Consider the following 15299-nt stretch of genomic DNA (forward strand, 5'->3'; position numbering starts at 1 on the left):
CCACCCAGGCAACCATCAACCTCTCTTCCTGCCTTCGGTTCCCTCCTCTCCCTACCTGCCCTCCCTCTTACCTCCTCCTGCTCCCATCGTTCTCCCCCTTCTCGACTTGTGGGTAATGCGTAGCCGCAAGGGGGAGGGGAGTACGGCAACGGCAGTTCAGGCCGGTGCGGAAAAATGCCGACAGGGAGAAGGCGGGGTGGTCGGAGGAAAAAGCCTTGTGTTCGAGCGCAGCGAGTTTGGCTTTTGCCGGAGGCCATCCCGCCTCCGACCGTCCGCGCGATAGAGCCACGGTCCGCGAACTCCCGCGCCCCTGGAGCCTTTAGTAAGCCGCCCGGAGATCGAAGAGCGCCGCCGGGAGCTCGGAGCGCTCGTCGGCGGCCAGCGCGGCGTAGGCATTCGGAAGCGCGGCGTCCACGTCGCGCGGGAGGAGCGAGCGCCCCCGCCCGGCGATCTCCGCGGCGCGCCCGGAGAGGAAGAGGCCGATCGCCCCGGCCTCACGGGGGGAGCATCCCATCCCCAGCAGCGCCCCCGCGACGCCGGAGAGGGTGTCGCCCATCCCGCCGGTGGCGATCCCGGAGTGGCCCGCGACGCTCACCAGCGTCGGCTCGCCGGGGGCGGCGACCAGCGACGGCGCGCCCTTCAGGAGCACGGTGCAGCGGAATCGCGCGGCGATTTCCGCCGCCGCGGCGAACGGATCAGAGGTGATCTCCGGGATCCCGCACGCCAGCAGGCGCGAGGCTTCGCCGGGGTGGGGGGTAAGGAGGAGCGGAGCGCGGATCTCGTCGCGCAGGTCCGGTTCGCGGGCGAGGAGCGTCACGGCGTCCGCATCCAGGAGGAGCGGGGCGTCGCCGCTTCGGGCGACACGGAGGAGGAGGTCGAGGTCGGCTTCTCCCGTCCCCATCCCCGGCCCCGCCACGATCGAGTCGGCAATCCCCAGCGCGTCCTCCACCTCGCCGGAGGCACGGTCGGTGAACAGCGCCTCGGGCACCGCCTGCTGCAGGACCACGCGGTTGTCGGCATGGGAGACGACGCGCACCATCCCCGCCCCCGCCCGCAGCGCGCCCATCGCCACCATCACGGCTGCGCCCCCCACCCCGCTCCGCCCGGCGACGGCGCACACCGTGCCCAACGTTCCCTTGTGCGCGTTCGCGGGGACGCGGGGGAGGCGGGCGCGTACCCACGCTTCCGTGACGGCCCGCGCGTGGGCGGCACCCGGCGCGAGGGGTGGGAACCCGACCTCCACCACGACGACGCGGCCTGCCAGCTCCCGGCCGGGAAAGAGCAGCAGCCCGCGCTTGGGCGTGGCGAAGGTCACCGTGACCGCGGCGCGGACGGCGGCCCCCTCCGCCCGGCCGGTGGTCATGTCCACCCCGGACGGTCCGTCGAGCGCGACCACGGGGCGGCCCGAGGCGTTGATCGCCTCGATCACCTCGGCCGCCGACGCGCGCGGAGCGCCCTTCGCCCCCGTGCCGAGGATTCCGTCGACCACGACTTCGGCGCCGCGGAACGCGGCCGCGGCCTCGGAGGCGGGGACGACCTCCAGCTCCCAGTCGTGGAGCAGGGCCCGGTCGGGGAGCCCGCTCGCCGCCTGCACGGCAGCGACCTCCCGCCCCCGCGCGGCGAGGGTCCGCAGGAGCACCAGCGCGTCCCCTCCGTTGTTGCCGCCGCCCACGGCGGCCACCACGCGCCCCTCGGGGTGGAGCCGGGCGACGACCTCCGCGGCGGCGCGGCCGGCGGCCTCCATCAGCACGCGCTCGGGAATCCCCCGCTCCTGGATGGCGCGGCGGTCCCAGGCGCGCATCTCGTCGGCGGTGAGCACGGGGACGCCGCCCGCGGCGAAGGGGCGCTCGCGGTCCGCATCGGACACGGGGGGTCGGGCGAGGTCGGGCATGGGCGGAGGAGGAGCCGGGATGAGCGACGCCCACGGCGGGTACCGTGGGCGTTCGAAAGTCTTCACGAGGGCGAGCCGCCCTACTTGTAGCTCTGACCGATTGTGCGTCCGAAGCTGATCTCCCCGTTGTCGATCCGGATGTTGAAGCCGCAATCAGGGTTGGTGCACACCCACGCCTTGTAGGTGATGGGGGCGCCGTCCCGCCCGTAGTCGGACAGGGGGACCAGAAGGCCCTTGTCGCACTTCTGGCACTGCGGAAACTCGCGCTCGTTCGGCATCGATCATCCCCTCCCCTCAACAGGTGCGAACGCGGGGGCGCCGCCCGCCCCCGTTGTAGCGGGCGCCACCGCCCGCAATCCCCGTTCCACACATCGCGGCTTCAGGAGAGCGCCCGACCCTTCAGCCGCGCAGCTCCCGGGGAGCCGCCCAGGGATAGTCGCGCTCGAAGGCGTGGCTGAAGTCGTACACCCCGTCGAAGTCGTCCAGGTCGTCCGTCTCCTGCTTGACCAGTACGCCGCACTCCACCAGCGCGAAGACGAGGGAGCCCAGGTCGCGCGTGGAGCGGATCCCCCAGAACTCCAGGACGGAGCGGGCCATGGGGCCGTACCGCTCGATCGCCAGGTCGCGGCACCCCTCGGTCAGCTCCCGCCCGGTGATGTGGCGGGTTTCGCCGAGGCGCTCGATGGTGTAGTGGAGCCCGGAGAGGATGAAGAGGTAGGCCGTCTCGTGGTAGCACGGGTACCGCTTCCGCAGGTGGTCGATGACCACGTCGGCGAGCACCAGCTCGCTCATGGCCCTTCCCCGCCGCGGCCGGACCGCGGGGTGCGGGCCGGGGTGAGAGTCGTCACGCGCATTCCTTCGTCCAAACGGGTGGCCGGCGCGGCCCTCGGTGAGGCCCGGAATGGGGGGCCGGAAGGCCGATCGGTCCTTTCTGTACCGCGGTCACCGGATCTCGTTCCGATACAGCACCGTTTCCCCGGTTCGCTCCGGCGCCACCGAGCCCGCCGTCTCCTCCCGCAGGAGCTCCGCGACGGCCTCCTCGGCCCCCGCTCCGACCGCGAACTCCACCTCGCCCAGGCTCCCTCCCTCGGCGTACCCGTGCTCCACCTCGTCCGCCCCCACGCGCTCCAGCATCCGCATGACCGCGGCGGTGTGCTCGTACGGATAGCGCACCCGCAGCCGCACCGCGCGCATCCCCGCCCGCCTTGGCGCCGCCTCCAGCGCGAGCGCCGCGGCCTCCCCGTACGCCCGCACCAGCCCGCCCACTCCCAGCTTGGTCCCCCCGAAGTAGCGCGTCACCACCACGCAGCAGTCCGTCACCCCCGCCCCGTCGATCATGGCGAGGATCGGCGCCCCCGCGCTCCCGGAGGGCTCCCCCGCATCGTTCGCGCGCCCCGTCCCGTCGCGCAGCCGCCACGCCGAGCAGTGGTGCGCCGCGTCGAACATCTCCTTCGCCCGCCCCGCCACCACCGCCCGCGCCTCCTCCTCCGTCTCCACCGGCACGGCGAGCGCGTGGAAGGTGGAGGCCCTGACGCGGGTGTCGGCCTCCCCCGGCCCGGCGAGTGTGACGAACGATTCGGCGCTCACGAGACCCCCAATGCGAGAAACGCCCGCCGGTGAGGGCGGGCGCCGAATATTCCGGGCGGTTGAAACCGCTGCTTCATACGGTGCACGCGCAGCGTGCAGCGCCACAACGGCACGAAGCCCGCCTGCGCGGGCCGTTCCCGCTGTTCCGCCGTTCCCTGCCGTTCCCGAAAGACGTTGCGGAGGGAGACAGCCGGGCAGTTTCGGCTGGCTCCCGGAGCCGGAGCGGAGACCCGGGGGCTGTTTCCCGGGTCTCCGCGACCCGCGCAGGAGACAAGCCGCTGTTTGGCTTGGCTCCGGAGCGGCCCCTAACGCAGAAGCTAAACGCCCGCGAGCTCCGCCACCTCGTCCAGGTAGTACTCCAGCCCCAGGTGCGTGATCTGCTCCTCGCCCATGAGCCAGCGGAGCGTGTTCTTCAGCTTCATCTGCTGGATGAACAGGTCGTGCTCCGGGTACACCTCTTCCGCGTGCATCGGGCTCTTGAGGTAGAACGAGAGCCACTCCTGGATCCCGTGCATCCCCGAGCGCGAGGCCAGGTCCAGGAAGAGCGCCAGGTCCAGCACGATGGGCGCGGCGAGGATGGAGTCCCGGCAGAGGAAGTCCACCTTGATCTGCATGGGGTAGTCCAGCCACCCGCGGATGTCGATGTTGTCCCACCCCTCCTTCGCGTCCCCACGCGGCGGGTAGTAGTTGATCCGCACCTTGTGGTAGATCTTGCCGTACAGCTCCGGGTACACCTCCGGCTGCAGGATGTACTCCAGCACCCCGAGCTTGGACTCCTCCTTGGTCTTGAACGACTCCGGGTCGTCCAGCACCTCGCCGTCGCGGTTCCCCAGGATGTTCGTGGAGTACCAGCCGTCCACGCCCAGCATGCGGGCCTTGAAGGCGGGCGCCAGGACGGTCTTCATCAGGGTCTGCCCCGTCTTGAAGTCCTTCCCGGCCACCGGCACCTCGTTCTGCGCGGCCAGCTCCAGCATGGCCGGGAAGTCGACGGACAGGTTCGGCGCGCCGTTGGCGTAGGGCACGCCCTCCTTGAGCGCGGCGTACGCGTACAGCATGCTCGGGGCGATGGCGTCGTCGTTCTCGTCCAGCGCCTTCTCGAAGGCGTCCAGCGACTGGTGCACGGGGCCGGGGCGGATGAACACCTCGGTGGAGCCGCACCACACCATCACCAGCCGGTCGCACCCCTTCTCGGCCTTGAAGCGGCGGATGTCCTCACGCAGCGCCTCGGCCCACTCGCGCTTGCTGGTGCCGGGCTTCACGTGCACGCCCTCCAGCTTCTTGACGTAGCGCTGGTCGAAGGCGGCCGGCATGGGCTCGATGGACTTCAGGAAGTCGGCGATGGGCTCGATGTGCTCGTGCTTGTCGAGCACGCCGGCCTTGCGCGCCGCCTCGTACGCGTTGTCCGGGAACGGGTCCCACGCGCCGAAGACGATGTCGTTCAGCTCGGCGAGGGGGACGAAGTCCTTGATCATGGGCGAGCGCTTCTCGCTGCGCTTGCCCAGGCGGATGGTCCCCATCTGCGTAACGCTGCCGATGGGGCGGCCCAGGCCGCGCCGGGCCAGCTCCACCCCGGCGATCAGGGTGGTGGAGACGGCGCCGAGCCCGGGAAGGAGGATCCCGAGGCGGCCCCCGGCGGGGCGCGGGTTCTTGATATCGTTGCTCATGGTTGGCCTTGGTTGCTGGAGCGTGTCGGTTCGTGGCGGGCCGGCGGGGTCGGCGACGCGTTCTCCGGGACCCGCGTGAAACGGTACACCCAGACGATCCGCTGGACCGCGGTGAAGTTGGTCAGGATCGCCATGGCGATCAGCACCCCCTTCAACACCAGTCCCTGCCACAGAGTGCCGAAGAAGAGCGCGGCGATGCCGATGAGGACGATCCGCTCGGGGCGCTGCATCATCCCCACCTTGCAGTCGATCCCCAGCCCCTCGGCGCGGGCGCGGGTGTACGACACCATGAGCGAGCCGGCCATGGCCAGCAGCACGGTGTAGATCATCCCCACGTCGCCCAGCTCGACGCGGTAGTCGTTGTACAGCGAAAGGATCCCCAGGAAGACGACCACCTCGGAGATCCGGTCCAGCGTGGAGTCGTAGAACGAGCCGAACGCTGAGGCGAGCCCGCTGGCCCGCGCCACCCGCCCGTCGAAGACGTCGAACAGCCCGCCCAGGAGCACCAGCAGCCCGCCCAGGGGGACGCTCCCCCAGTGGAAGGCGAGGCCGGCCGAGCAGGTGACGAGGAACCCCGCGGTCGTGATGGCATTGGGGTGGACCCCGCGGCGCACCAGCCAGTCGGTCACCGGGTCCAGGAGACCGAGGACGGTGTTCTCCACCCAGGGGTTACGAAGCCCCATTCGCGTCCGGGCTCAGGAGGGGAGGATGATCCGGCTCTGCGCGCCGGCCTCGATCCCGCGCGCGATCTCCTCGTTGATCCGCGTCATCACGCGGTCGAAGTTGCTCTGCGCGGCGACCAGCCCCTGGTAGACGGAGTTCCCCTGGATCTCCCCCACCAGCCGCTCGTACTCGTCCTGCAGCTCCTGCGACGGCTCCGCGCCGCGGTGCAGCGAGAGCGCCAGCTCGTCCTGCAGCTCCGCCAGGCGGTTCATCCTCGTCACCGCCTCGCGGTCGTCGGAGAGCCGGTCGTTGGCGCGCTTCAGGGCCTTGTACTCGTCGGTCTGCGCGAGCAGCCGGCCCACCTCGCGCGCCCTCTCCCACATCGCATCCATGCTCACTCCCTGTTGCCCCGTTCTGCGGTGACGATCCGGTCGCGCCCCTCCAGGTCCCTGCGCACCACGGGCTCGGTGAGGCCGTCCGCGGCGCGAATCAGCTCGGATACCGCCTCCGCCTGCCGCCAGCCGATCTCCAGGGCCAGCAGCCCCCCCGGCCGGAGCATCTCCGGCGCCCCGGACACGATCTCGCGGATCACGTCCAGCCCTGCATCGCCCGCGAAGAGCGCCAGCGCCGGCTCCCAGTCGCGCACCTCGGCGCCCAGCGAGTCGCGCTCCGCCTCGCCGACGTACGGCGGGTTGGAGACCACCACGTCGAAGCTCTGGCCGCGAACCGGCGCGTAGACCGGCCCGTGGTGGAACTCGACCGGCGACGCGGGGGCCGCCGCGGCGTGGTTGGCGCGCGCAACCTCCAGCGCGTCGGCGGAGACGTCCGTGGCGGCCACGCGGGCGAAGGGGCCCTCGGTCGCCAGGCTCAGTGCGATGGCGCCGGATCCGGTCCCCACGTCCAGCGCGTGCAGCCCTTCCCTCCCCCGTGCCCAGGCGAGCACCGTGTCCACCAGGATCTCGGTCTCGGAGCGGGGGATCAGGACGCGTCGGTCGACGCGGAGGACCAGGTCGCGGAAGGCGGCTTCACCCTCAATGTACTGCAGCGGCTCCCGCTTCGCACGCCTCCGGAGCCGGACCTTGAACTCGGCCAGCTCTTCCGGGGTCAGCGGCCGGTCGAACTGGAGGTAGAGGTCGAGCCGCTTGAGGCGCAGCGTCCCGGCGAGAAGCAGCTCCGCGTTGAGGCGGGGATTCTCGAACCCGCGCTCCCTAAGGTACCCCTCCGTCCAGCGGACCATCTCCATGACGGTCCAGACCTTACGCTCTGCTTCCGAAGACACGCTGATGCTACTCACCAATGCCTTGGATGGTTAGCCGCAGAGAAATCGTGCGAATCAAGGCGCGCGAGGAGGGGCGACTGAGGCGTACTTCATGTACGCCGCAGGGCATCCCCAGACTGAGCACGCGAAGCGTGCGAAGAACCCCGACGAGCAGCGTGACCGAAGGGAACCGCAGTTCCCACGCAGAGTCGCGCGATTTATCGAGGCGCTGACGCTAGGCGGCACGGTCGCGCTCATCCTGGCTGGCGAGCTTCAGGCGCTCGATCAGCTCGTCGAGGCCGCCGTCGAGCACCTGCTGCAGGGCGTGGGTGGTGTAGCCGATCCGGTGGTCGGTGACGCGGCTCTGGGGGAAGTTGTAGGTGCGGATCTTGGCCGAGCGGTCGCCGGTGCCCACCTGCAGCTTGCGGTCGCGGGCGCGCTCCGCCTCCTGCTCGGCGATGCGCAGGTCCAGGAGGCGCGAGCGGAGGACGCCGAGGGCGCGGTCCTTGTTCTTGTGCTGGGACTTCTCGTCCTGGCAGCTCACCACCAGCCCAGTGGGGAGGTGGGTGATGCGCACGGCGGACTCGGTCTTGTTGACGTGCTGCCCGCCGGCGCCGGAGGCGCGGAACACGTCGATACGGATCTCGCCGGGGTCGATCTGCACGTCCACCTCCTCGGCCTCCGGGAGCACGGCCACCGTGGCGGCGGAGGTGTGGATCCGTCCCTGCGTCTCGGTGGCCGGGACGCGCTGCACGCGGTGCACCCCCGACTCGTAGCGGAGGTCTCCGTAGGCGTGGGCGCCGCGGGCCACGAACACGGCGTCCTTCACGCCGCCCATGGTCCCCTCGGACAGGGAGACCAGCTCCACCTGCCAGCCGCGCCCCTCCGCGAAGCGCTGGTACATGCGCAGCAGGTCGCCCGCGAAGAGCGCGGCCTCGTCGCCGCCCGTCCCGGCGCGGATCTCCACGACGGCGTCGCGGTCGTCCAGCGGGTCGCGGGGGACGAGCAGGAGGCGCAGCGCCTCGTCCAGCCGCTCCACCTCGGCGGAAAGCGACTCCGCCTCGGCTGCGGCGAGGGCGCGCATGTCGGCGTCGCCCTCCTCCTCGAGAAGGGCGTGCGCACCGGCGAGCTCCTCCTGCGCGCGGCGGAGCCGCCCCGCCGTCTCGACGATCTGCGAGAGGTGGGTGTGCTCGCGCGAAAGGTCGCGGAGGCGCTTCGAGTCGGCGAGGACCTGGGGGTCGGCGAGGCGCTGGGAAAGCTCCTCGTGCCTGCGCTCGATCTCCCGGATACGGTCGTCCATCACGTCACAAGCGAGAGAGCCGGGGCGTCGGCCCCGGCTCCTTGGTTACTTGGCCGCTTCCGTGCCGGCGTACCGCTGCCGGAACCTCTCGACGCGCCCCGCGGTGTCCATCAGCTTCTGCTTGCCCGTGAAGAACGGGTGGCAGGACGAGCAGACCTCGACGTGGATGTCCTCGGTGGTCGAGCGGGTCTGGAAGTTGTTGCCGCAGGCGCAGTGCACCGTGGCGGTCTTGTATTCGGGATGGATGTCCGGCTTCATGACGCCCCAGCTTTTTCGGTGACGAAGCTGCCACCGGAACGCGCCGGTGGGATTGTATCAATCCCGCAAATATAGCCACGGGGGCACTTGCGGGCAACCCGCGGGTGGATCCGGGTCGGTACCCGGCGAAGAGAAATCCCGTGAATCAAGGCGCGTGAGGAGGGGCGACCGAGGCGTACTTCATGTACGCCGCAGGGAGACCCGACGAGCTGCAACGCAGAGTCACGGGATTTATCGAGCCGCTACCTCCAGTCGATGAGCATGCGGCGAATGTCGTCGCGGTGGTTGCTCTCGTCGACGATCAGGCCCTCGAGCTGGATCTTGATGGAGATCTCCCCGGCCCTCTCCGCCTGCTCGATCCGGCGCGTGTACCGCTCGATGGTGTCCACCTCGCCCTGGAGGGCGTTCTCCAGCATCTCCCGGTTGTCCTTGGCGATCGGAACCGGCGCGGGGGCGACCACGGGCGTGCCGCCCAGGGCGACGATCTTGTCGGCCAGGAAGGCGGCGTGGGCCAGCTCGTCGGGGATCTCGCTCTCGAAGAAGCCGCGCAGCTCCTGGCGGGACGGCCCCGTGACCAGGGCGGCGTAGGTGCGGTACATGATCACCGCCTGGTACTCGGCGGCGAGGTCCTCGTTGAGACCGTCGATCAGCTCCTTGACGTCCGACATGATGGCTCCGGGAAGGGGTCCGGCCCCCCGCCGGCCGGAGGCGGGGGGTCTGCAGGTGTCTTCATGGCACCGGACGGGAGCAAGTCGGATACCAGCGCACCCCGGATCGGGTCAGAGCGAGACCTCCCGCCGCTCCTCGGCGGACCGGTACGCCGCGGCCAGGATCCGCATGAGCGCGACGTGCTCGCCGGGGCGCTCCGCCTGCCGCTCCCCGCGCACCACGTCCACGAAGTACTGCAGCTCCTGCCGGTACGACGCGGTGAAGAGGTTCTCCCGCCCCGGCGCCAGGGGGGGCGTGACGTCCACCAGCCCGCTCTCCATGTCCTTGAAGACGCCGAGCGGCGAGAGCGAGCCGGAGCCCGCCGACCCCATCAGGTGCAGGAACTGCCGGTCGCGCTCGGCGAGCAGGTTGGAGGTCACTTCGATGCCGATCAGCCGGTCCCCCTTGAGGCGGAGCATCAGCGCCGCGGAGTCCTCCACCTCTGCGCCGGCGGCGCGGTGCGTGTGGGCGGTGACCCGCTCGGCCTCGGGGTAGTCCAGGAGCCAGAGCGCCAGGTCCAGCATCTGGACGCCCAGGTCCATCAGCGCGCCGCCCCCCTGCGCCCGGCGCTGCCGCCAGCTCCGGCGCGACACCACGGAGCGGTTCAGCCACCCCGCCTTCAGGTAGAACACCTCCCCCAGCTCCCCGCCGGCCACGAACGACTTGAGCGCCACGGCGTCCGGGCGGAAGCGCTGGTTCATCGCCACCTGGAGGCGGTCGTCCGCGCCCTCCTGGGCCAGGATCCGCTCCACCCCCTCCGCGGTGAGCGCCAGCGGCTTTTCGCAGAGCACGTGCTTCCCGGCCTGGAGCGCTTCCACCACGTGCTGCTCGTGCAGGTGGCTGGGCGTACAGATCACGACCGCCTGGATGGATTCGTCCGTCCAGACCTCGTCCTGCGAGCGCGGCGCAACGGCGCCGAAGCGCCCCGCGATGGCCCGCGCCATGTTGGCGTCCGTGTCCACCACCGACGCCAGCTCCACCCCGCGCATGCGGTGCAGGATGGGGAGGTGCACCACCTGGGCGATCTTCCCGGTGCCCAGGACGGCGACGCGGACCGGCGGGCGCGTGGGGCTCATCGGACACCTCCCGGGGTGGCGCCGCGGACGGGGGGCGACGGGAAGCGCCAGCTTCCACCCAGGCTGAGGCCGGCGTACTTCACGTCGCTGGAGAGCGTCCCGCGTGCCTCCGCGAAGACGCGGAGCGCGGATCCGAAGGGGAGCTCGATGCCGCCCACCAGCTCCACCCCGGGGGCGATGGCGTCCAGGAGGTCTTCCACGAAAGTCCCGTTGATGGCCTCGCCACGGCCGTTGAGGAGGTGGAGCGCCGTCCCCACCCCGGCGTAGGGGAGGACTCCGTCGCTGCCGAAGGTGTAGTGCGCGTCCACGCCGAGGACCAGGTCGCTGACCCGGATCTCCCCCAGCTCGCGCAGGCAGTCGGCCAGCGGCTCGCGGCAGAGGCCGAGCAGCTTCCCGCGGAGCTCCTCCACCTCCTCCTCGCGCAGGCGCGAGGACCAGAAGGAGGCGCGAGGCACGATGCGCACGCCGGGGCCCAGGTAACCCAGGTCGGCGCGGATCCCGAAGGCCGCGGCGGGCTCGACGCGGGCGGGGAGGATGTACCCCACCTCGGCGCCGACGCCGCGGAACTCCAGGTTCTCGTAGTCGTAGTCCTCCAGGCTCTGCCCCGCCGCGAGCGCGGGGGAGGCGAGAAGGGCGAGCGCTGCCAGCGGCACGAGGTGTCGCATCGTCGGTCGGTCCGGTCCGGTCGAGGCGGTCAGTACAGGTCGCGGATGCGGGTTCCCGGGTAGTACGTCCCCAGGATGGTGCGGTAGTCCTGCCCGGCGCGCGCCCGGCCCATGGCCCCTACCTGGCACATCCCGATCCCGTGCCCCCACCCGCCGCCCGTCGCCACCACCTCGGTCACCCGGCCGCCCGGGCCGCGCACCACCTCCACGTCGAACTTGGAGCTGTTGAGCGGCACGCCCGCCGGGGTCAGGAGGATCCAGCGGACCCGGTCCCTGCCCACGGTGAAGGTCCCGTTGGTGGTCTCGATCCGCATGGTGCGGACGCGGCCGGACGGGGTGCGCTCCAGCACGCGCATGTCGCGCACCTCGCCCACGGAGGCGACCCCGCGCGGGAGCGAGTCGCGCAGCGTGCGCGCCAGGATGGAGTTGATCTGCTCCGCCGTCCACCGCTGGGTCCAGCGGAAGCGGCTGGAGCTGCGGTCGTACGCCTCGCCGGTGGCCGGGTCCACGTCCACCACGGAGACGAGGAACGGTACGGGGCGCTCGTTCCACACCTCCTCGATGGCGGCGGTCTGCCCGGCGCAGGTGGAGTGGTAGTAGGCCTCGATGGGCTCCCCGCGGTAGGTGAGGATCTCCCCCGCGGTCTCGCGGACGGCGCGGGAGACCGGCTCGTGCTCGCCGGAGGCGCCGCCGTACACCTGGTCCTGCACCGTGGCGAACACGTCGAACCCGAGCTGCTCCCGCCGGCCCAGGTACCGGATTGCGTAGGTGCGCGCGGCGACCGCCTGCGCCTTGGCGGCCTCCAGCAGCTCGGGCCCCACCTTGCCGATCTCGAAGGGGACCACGCCCAGCAGGTACGTCTCCATGTCGACCACGTTGACCGCCGTGACCTTCCCGGAGGTGCTGGACTGCACCAGGACGTCGCCGCGGTAGGGCTTCCCGCCGAGGGTGATCATCCCGTCGCCCTGGGAACGGAAGAGGAGCGGCCCCGGCGCAGAGGCCAGCTCGGCCCCCGTGCTCCCGGTGACGCGGAGCCGTCCGCCGGGAGCCGCGGCCACCGTCAGCCTCTCCCCGGCCGCCGCGCGCCCCACCGTGGTCTCGGAGGCGGTGCTGGAGATGGTCAGGGGCGCGGTGGCCACGATCTCCACGCGCGGGGTGTCCACCAGGATCCCGACGCGGACCGGCGGCGCTTCCGTGATGGCGAGCGGCGGCTCCGCCGGGATCACGATGGTCGGCGGCTGCGCGGGCGGCGGAGGCGGCACGGTGGGGGGCACGGTGCGCGGGACGCACGCCCCGAGCAGGAGCGCCGCGGCGACCGCGGGTACGCTACGCAAGCGCGGCACGAAGCGCCTCCCGGGCGCGGCCGATGGTCTCCTCGACATCCGTATCGGTGTGTGCGGTGGAAAGGAAGCCCGCCTCGAAGGCGGAGGGCGCGAAGAACACCCCGCGCTCCAGGCACGCGTGGAAGAAGCGCCGGAACAGCGCCACGTCGGAGCGCTTCGCGTCGGTGAAGTCGCGCACCGGGCCCTCGGTGAAGAAGGTGCCCCACATGGAGCCGAAGCTCCCGCCGGTGGCGGGGACGCCCGCCTCCGCGGCGCTGGCGAGGAGCCCCTCCACCAGGCGCGCGGTCCGGCGCTCCAGCTCCGGGTACGGGTCCGTCTCGCGCAGCATGCGGAGCTGCGCCAGCCCCGCGGCCATCGCCAGCGGGTTGCCGGAGAGCGTCCCCGCCTGGTAGACGGGGCCCACCGGCGCGATCCGCTCCATGACGTCGCGGCGCCCGCCGTACGCGCCCACCGGGAGCCCCCCGCCGATCACCTTCCCCAGCGTGGTGAGGTCCGGCCGAACGCCGAAGCGCTCCTGCGCTCCGCCCGGCGCGACCCGGAAGCCGGTCATCACCTCGTCGAAGACGAGGAGCGCCCCGTCCTCTTCCGTGATGCGCCGCAGCTCCTGCAGGAATCCGTCCACCGGCGCGAGGAACCCGGCGTTGCCGACCACCGGCTCCATGATCACGGCGGCGATCCGCCCCGGATGCGCCCGGAACACCTCGGCCACCGCCTCCATGTCGTTGAAGGGAGCAGTGAGGGTGAGCTTCGAAAGCTCCTCGGGCACGCCGGGGGAGTTGGGGAGGCCCAGGGTGGCGACGCCGGAGCCGGCCTTCACCAGGAAAGAGTCGCCGTGCCCGTGGTAGCACCCCTCGAACTTGAGGACCATGGGGCGGCCGGTGAAGCCGCGCGCCAGCCGGATGGCCGACATGGTGGCCTCGGTGCCGCTGTTGACGAAGCGCACCCGCTCCATGGACGGCACGAAGCCGCGCACCGCCTCCGCCAGCTCCACCTCCGCCGACGTGGGCGCTCCATACGAGGTACCCCGCAGCGCCGCCTCGCGAACCGCCTCCACCAGCACCGGGTGCGCGTGCCCGAAGATCAGCGGCCCCCAGGAAAGGACGTAGTCCAGGTACTCGTTTCCGTCCACGTCCCAGATGCGCGCTCCCTCGCCGCGCGCGACGAAGAACGGCTCCCCTCCCACCGCGTTGAAGGCGCGGACGGGGGAGTTGACCCCGCCGGGGGTGACCTCCTGCGCGCGCTGGAACCACTCCGCGGACCTGCTGCGATCTCTCATCGATCCTGTGCTTGAAGCTTACAGGGCCCCCGCCCGGGGCCCCCACCCGGCTCGCTTAGGCTCGCCACCCTCCCCCAATTCTGGGGGAGGGCTTCCTGTCAGGTCGGCATCGGGTGAGTCGGCGGCAGGCCCCCTCCCCCGGCCCCTCCCCCGCAAGCGGGAGAGGGGAGAACGGCGACTGCAGTTCGGCACCGTGGCGGAGGTGGTCACAGGGAGGGGGCGGGGGTGGTCGGAGGAAGAAGTGGATGTCTGAGCGTAGCGAGTGCTCGCAAGCGAGTCCCTTCGGGTTCACTTCTTCCGGAGACCATCCCCGCCCCCGACCGCCACGCGCGGGAGGGGCAGGACTCCTACGACCGGAAGTTCCCGAACTGCAGCTCGATCCCGAAGTCCTGCTGCTTCAGCATGGCGATCACCGCCTGCAGCTCGTCGATGGAGGCCGACTGCACCCGCACCTGCTCCTCCTGGATCTGCGCCTGCACCTTCTTGAACCCCCCGGCCTTGATCGCCTTGACGATATCCTTGGCCTTCTCGGTGGGGATCCCCTGCTGGAGCGTGATCACCTGCCGCGCCTTCCCGCCGAACGCCTGCTCCACGGTGCCGTAGTCCAGGTTGCGGATCGGCACGCCGCGCTTGATCAGCTTGGACTGGAGCACGTCCACCAGCGCGGTGAGCTTGTACTCGTCCTCGGCGAGGAGGGTGAAGGTGCCCGCCTTCCGGTCGAAGTCGATCTCGGCGGTGGTGCCCTTGAAGTCGTACCGCTGCGCGACCTCCTTGGAGGCCTGGTTCACGGCGTTGTCGACCTCCTGGAGGTCGACTTCCGAACTGATGTCGAAGGTGGCGTTCTTTGCCATTTGCTCGCTCTGCCCGTGGGTGGAACCTCGGTCCCGCGGGCGGAATCTACGGGGCACGGCGCGGGGGGAGCAAGCCGGAAAGCGAACGGGCGGGCCGCTGGGCCCGCCCGTTCGCGGCGTCACTGCTCGAAGACCTGTGCGCCCCTGGGTGGGGTGAAGGCGAAGAGCGCGTCGGGGAGCTCGACGTTGCGGCGGAGGTTGCGCAGCTCGATGCGGCGCACCGACTCGTTCTCCTCCGTCATCTCGAAGCGGCGGACGGCGAAGTCGTCGCGGTCCACCCAGATGCGCAGCTTCCGCACCGGGGACTGCTGCTTCGGGATCAGCGTGAGCACGTGCGTGCGGTGGCCGTCCACCGTCTCCTCTCCGTCCAGCGTCGCGTTGTAGCGCGCGGTGGGATTGCTCAGGAACTGCTGGTGCAGGTCCACCTGCTCGCGCCCCTCGGCGATGGAGGTCTTCATCACCTGCTTGGGGTCGTTGCTCGGATAGTACATCCAGAAGCTGCGCCCGTCCGCCACGATCACGTCGCCCGCCGGGTCCGAGAACTTCATCAGGAACCGGTCCGGCCGGCGCTGGTAGAGCTTGCCGCTGCTCCTCTGGCTGGTGCCCAGGAGCGGGACGCTCAGGTCCTGCACGAAGTCCGCCTGCATGGACCGGACGCCGGCATGGGTGCGCTCCACGCGCTCCAGGATCTGGGCGGCGGTGGCGTCGCGCTCCGCCTGCGCCGCGCCCGGGGCGGCCGGGAGCTGCTTCGCCCCGTCC

Annotated in this window: 17 protein-coding genes; all 17 read right to left on the bottom strand. The window is 71.2% G+C overall.

Features of this window, described 5'->3' with window-relative positions:
* Positions 1-319: 319 nt before the first annotated feature.
* Positions 320-1867 carry an NAD(P)H-hydrate dehydratase gene (locus VGR37_09150; GenBank protein HEV2147553.1) on the bottom strand — a complete coding sequence of 516 codons (1548 nt, stop codon included), beginning with the start codon at positions 1865-1867 and terminating at the stop codon, positions 320-322.
* Between the two features lie 104 nt (positions 1868-1971).
* Positions 1972-2169, bottom strand: coding sequence for a hypothetical protein (locus VGR37_09155; protein ID HEV2147554.1), 198 nt, complete (start codon positions 2167-2169; stop codon positions 1972-1974).
* Between the two features lie 121 nt (positions 2170-2290).
* Positions 2291-2683 (bottom strand): Minf_1886 family protein, encoded by a 393-nt coding sequence (locus tag VGR37_09160; protein HEV2147555.1) that lies wholly within the window; start codon positions 2681-2683, stop codon positions 2291-2293.
* A gap of 150 nt (positions 2684-2833) precedes the next feature.
* Positions 2834-3478 carry a YigZ family protein gene (locus VGR37_09165; protein ID HEV2147556.1) on the bottom strand — a complete coding sequence of 215 codons (645 nt, stop codon included), beginning with the start codon at positions 3476-3478 and terminating at the stop codon, positions 2834-2836.
* A gap of 317 nt (positions 3479-3795) precedes the next feature.
* On the bottom strand, positions 3796-5142 hold the full coding sequence (locus tag VGR37_09170; protein ID HEV2147557.1) for an inositol-3-phosphate synthase: 1347 nt from the start codon (positions 5140-5142) through the stop codon (positions 3796-3798).
* Positions 5139-5825, bottom strand: a complete 687-nt coding sequence (locus VGR37_09175; GenBank protein ID HEV2147558.1) for a CDP-alcohol phosphatidyltransferase family protein — start codon at positions 5823-5825, stop codon at positions 5139-5141. The genes VGR37_09170 and VGR37_09175 overlap by 4 nt, the downstream gene beginning before the upstream one ends.
* A gap of 12 nt (positions 5826-5837) precedes the next feature.
* Positions 5838-6197, bottom strand: a complete 360-nt coding sequence (locus VGR37_09180) for a YlbF family regulator (protein HEV2147559.1) — start codon at positions 6195-6197, stop codon at positions 5838-5840.
* 2 nt (positions 6198-6199) lie between these two features.
* Positions 6200-7084, bottom strand: a complete 885-nt coding sequence (gene prmC, locus VGR37_09185) for a peptide chain release factor N(5)-glutamine methyltransferase (GenBank protein HEV2147560.1) — start codon at positions 7082-7084, stop codon at positions 6200-6202.
* 214 nt (positions 7085-7298) lie between these two features.
* Positions 7299-8363, bottom strand: a complete 1065-nt coding sequence (gene prfA / locus VGR37_09190) for a peptide chain release factor 1 (GenBank protein ID HEV2147561.1) — start codon at positions 8361-8363, stop codon at positions 7299-7301.
* A gap of 45 nt (positions 8364-8408) precedes the next feature.
* On the bottom strand, positions 8409-8621 hold the full coding sequence (gene rpmE / locus VGR37_09195; protein ID HEV2147562.1) for a 50S ribosomal protein L31: 213 nt from the start codon (positions 8619-8621) through the stop codon (positions 8409-8411).
* Between the two features lie 242 nt (positions 8622-8863).
* The gene (locus VGR37_09200; GenBank protein HEV2147563.1) at positions 8864-9289 is read right to left on the bottom strand and encodes a ferritin-like domain-containing protein; all 426 of its coding nucleotides are present in this window, start codon (positions 9287-9289) and stop codon (positions 8864-8866) included.
* Between the two features lie 111 nt (positions 9290-9400).
* Positions 9401-10405: a Gfo/Idh/MocA family oxidoreductase gene (locus VGR37_09205; protein HEV2147564.1), complete on the bottom strand. Its 1005-nt coding sequence runs from the start codon at positions 10403-10405 to the stop codon at positions 9401-9403.
* Positions 10402-11070 (bottom strand): outer membrane beta-barrel protein, encoded by a 669-nt coding sequence (locus tag VGR37_09210; protein HEV2147565.1) that lies wholly within the window; start codon positions 11068-11070, stop codon positions 10402-10404. The genes VGR37_09205 and VGR37_09210 overlap by 4 nt, the downstream gene beginning before the upstream one ends.
* Positions 11071-11099: 29 nt before the next feature.
* On the bottom strand, positions 11100-12413 hold the full coding sequence (locus VGR37_09215; GenBank protein HEV2147566.1) for a SpoIID/LytB domain-containing protein: 1314 nt from the start codon (positions 12411-12413) through the stop codon (positions 11100-11102).
* The gene (gene hemL / locus VGR37_09220) at positions 12397-13689 is read right to left on the bottom strand and encodes a glutamate-1-semialdehyde 2,1-aminomutase (GenBank protein HEV2147567.1); all 1293 of its coding nucleotides are present in this window, start codon (positions 13687-13689) and stop codon (positions 12397-12399) included. The genes VGR37_09215 and hemL overlap by 17 nt, the downstream gene beginning before the upstream one ends.
* A gap of 347 nt (positions 13690-14036) precedes the next feature.
* Positions 14037-14540, bottom strand: a complete 504-nt coding sequence (locus tag VGR37_09225; protein HEV2147568.1) for a YajQ family cyclic di-GMP-binding protein — start codon at positions 14538-14540, stop codon at positions 14037-14039.
* A 119-nt stretch (positions 14541-14659) separates the two neighbouring features.
* A partial coding sequence (gene lolA / locus VGR37_09230) for an outer membrane lipoprotein chaperone LolA (GenBank protein HEV2147569.1) occupies positions 14660-15299 on the bottom strand: 640 nt, incomplete at its 5' end.

This window comes from Longimicrobiaceae bacterium (genome assembly GCA_035936415.1).
In the GTDB taxonomy this organism is placed as follows: domain Bacteria; phylum Gemmatimonadota; class Gemmatimonadetes; order Longimicrobiales; family Longimicrobiaceae; genus JAFAYN01.

Coding starts and splice junctions, on each gene's coding strand:
- VGR37_09205 (HEV2147564.1), bottom strand. CDS start 10,405: ATGAGCCCCACGCGCCCGCCGGTCCGCGTCGCCGTCCTGGGCACCGGG.
- VGR37_09200 (HEV2147563.1), bottom strand. CDS start 9,289: ATGTCGGACGTCAAGGAGCTGATCGACGGTCTCAACGAGGACCTCGCC.
- rpmE (HEV2147562.1), bottom strand. CDS start 8,621: ATGAAGCCGGACATCCATCCCGAATACAAGACCGCCACGGTGCACTGC.
- VGR37_09175 (HEV2147558.1), bottom strand. CDS start 5,825: ATGGGGCTTCGTAACCCCTGGGTGGAGAACACCGTCCTCGGTCTCCTG.
- prfA (HEV2147561.1), bottom strand. CDS start 8,363: ATGGACGACCGTATCCGGGAGATCGAGCGCAGGCACGAGGAGCTTTCC.
- VGR37_09155 (HEV2147554.1), bottom strand. CDS start 2,169: ATGCCGAACGAGCGCGAGTTTCCGCAGTGCCAGAAGTGCGACAAGGGC.
- hemL (HEV2147567.1), bottom strand. CDS start 13,689: ATGAGAGATCGCAGCAGGTCCGCGGAGTGGTTCCAGCGCGCGCAGGAG.
- VGR37_09180 (HEV2147559.1), bottom strand. CDS start 6,197: ATGGATGCGATGTGGGAGAGGGCGCGCGAGGTGGGCCGGCTGCTCGCG.
- VGR37_09170 (HEV2147557.1), bottom strand. CDS start 5,142: ATGAGCAACGATATCAAGAACCCGCGCCCCGCCGGGGGCCGCCTCGGG.
- VGR37_09210 (HEV2147565.1), bottom strand. CDS start 11,070: ATGCGACACCTCGTGCCGCTGGCAGCGCTCGCCCTTCTCGCCTCCCCC.
- VGR37_09225 (HEV2147568.1), bottom strand. CDS start 14,540: ATGGCAAAGAACGCCACCTTCGACATCAGTTCGGAAGTCGACCTCCAG.
- VGR37_09160 (HEV2147555.1), bottom strand. CDS start 2,683: ATGAGCGAGCTGGTGCTCGCCGACGTGGTCATCGACCACCTGCGGAAG.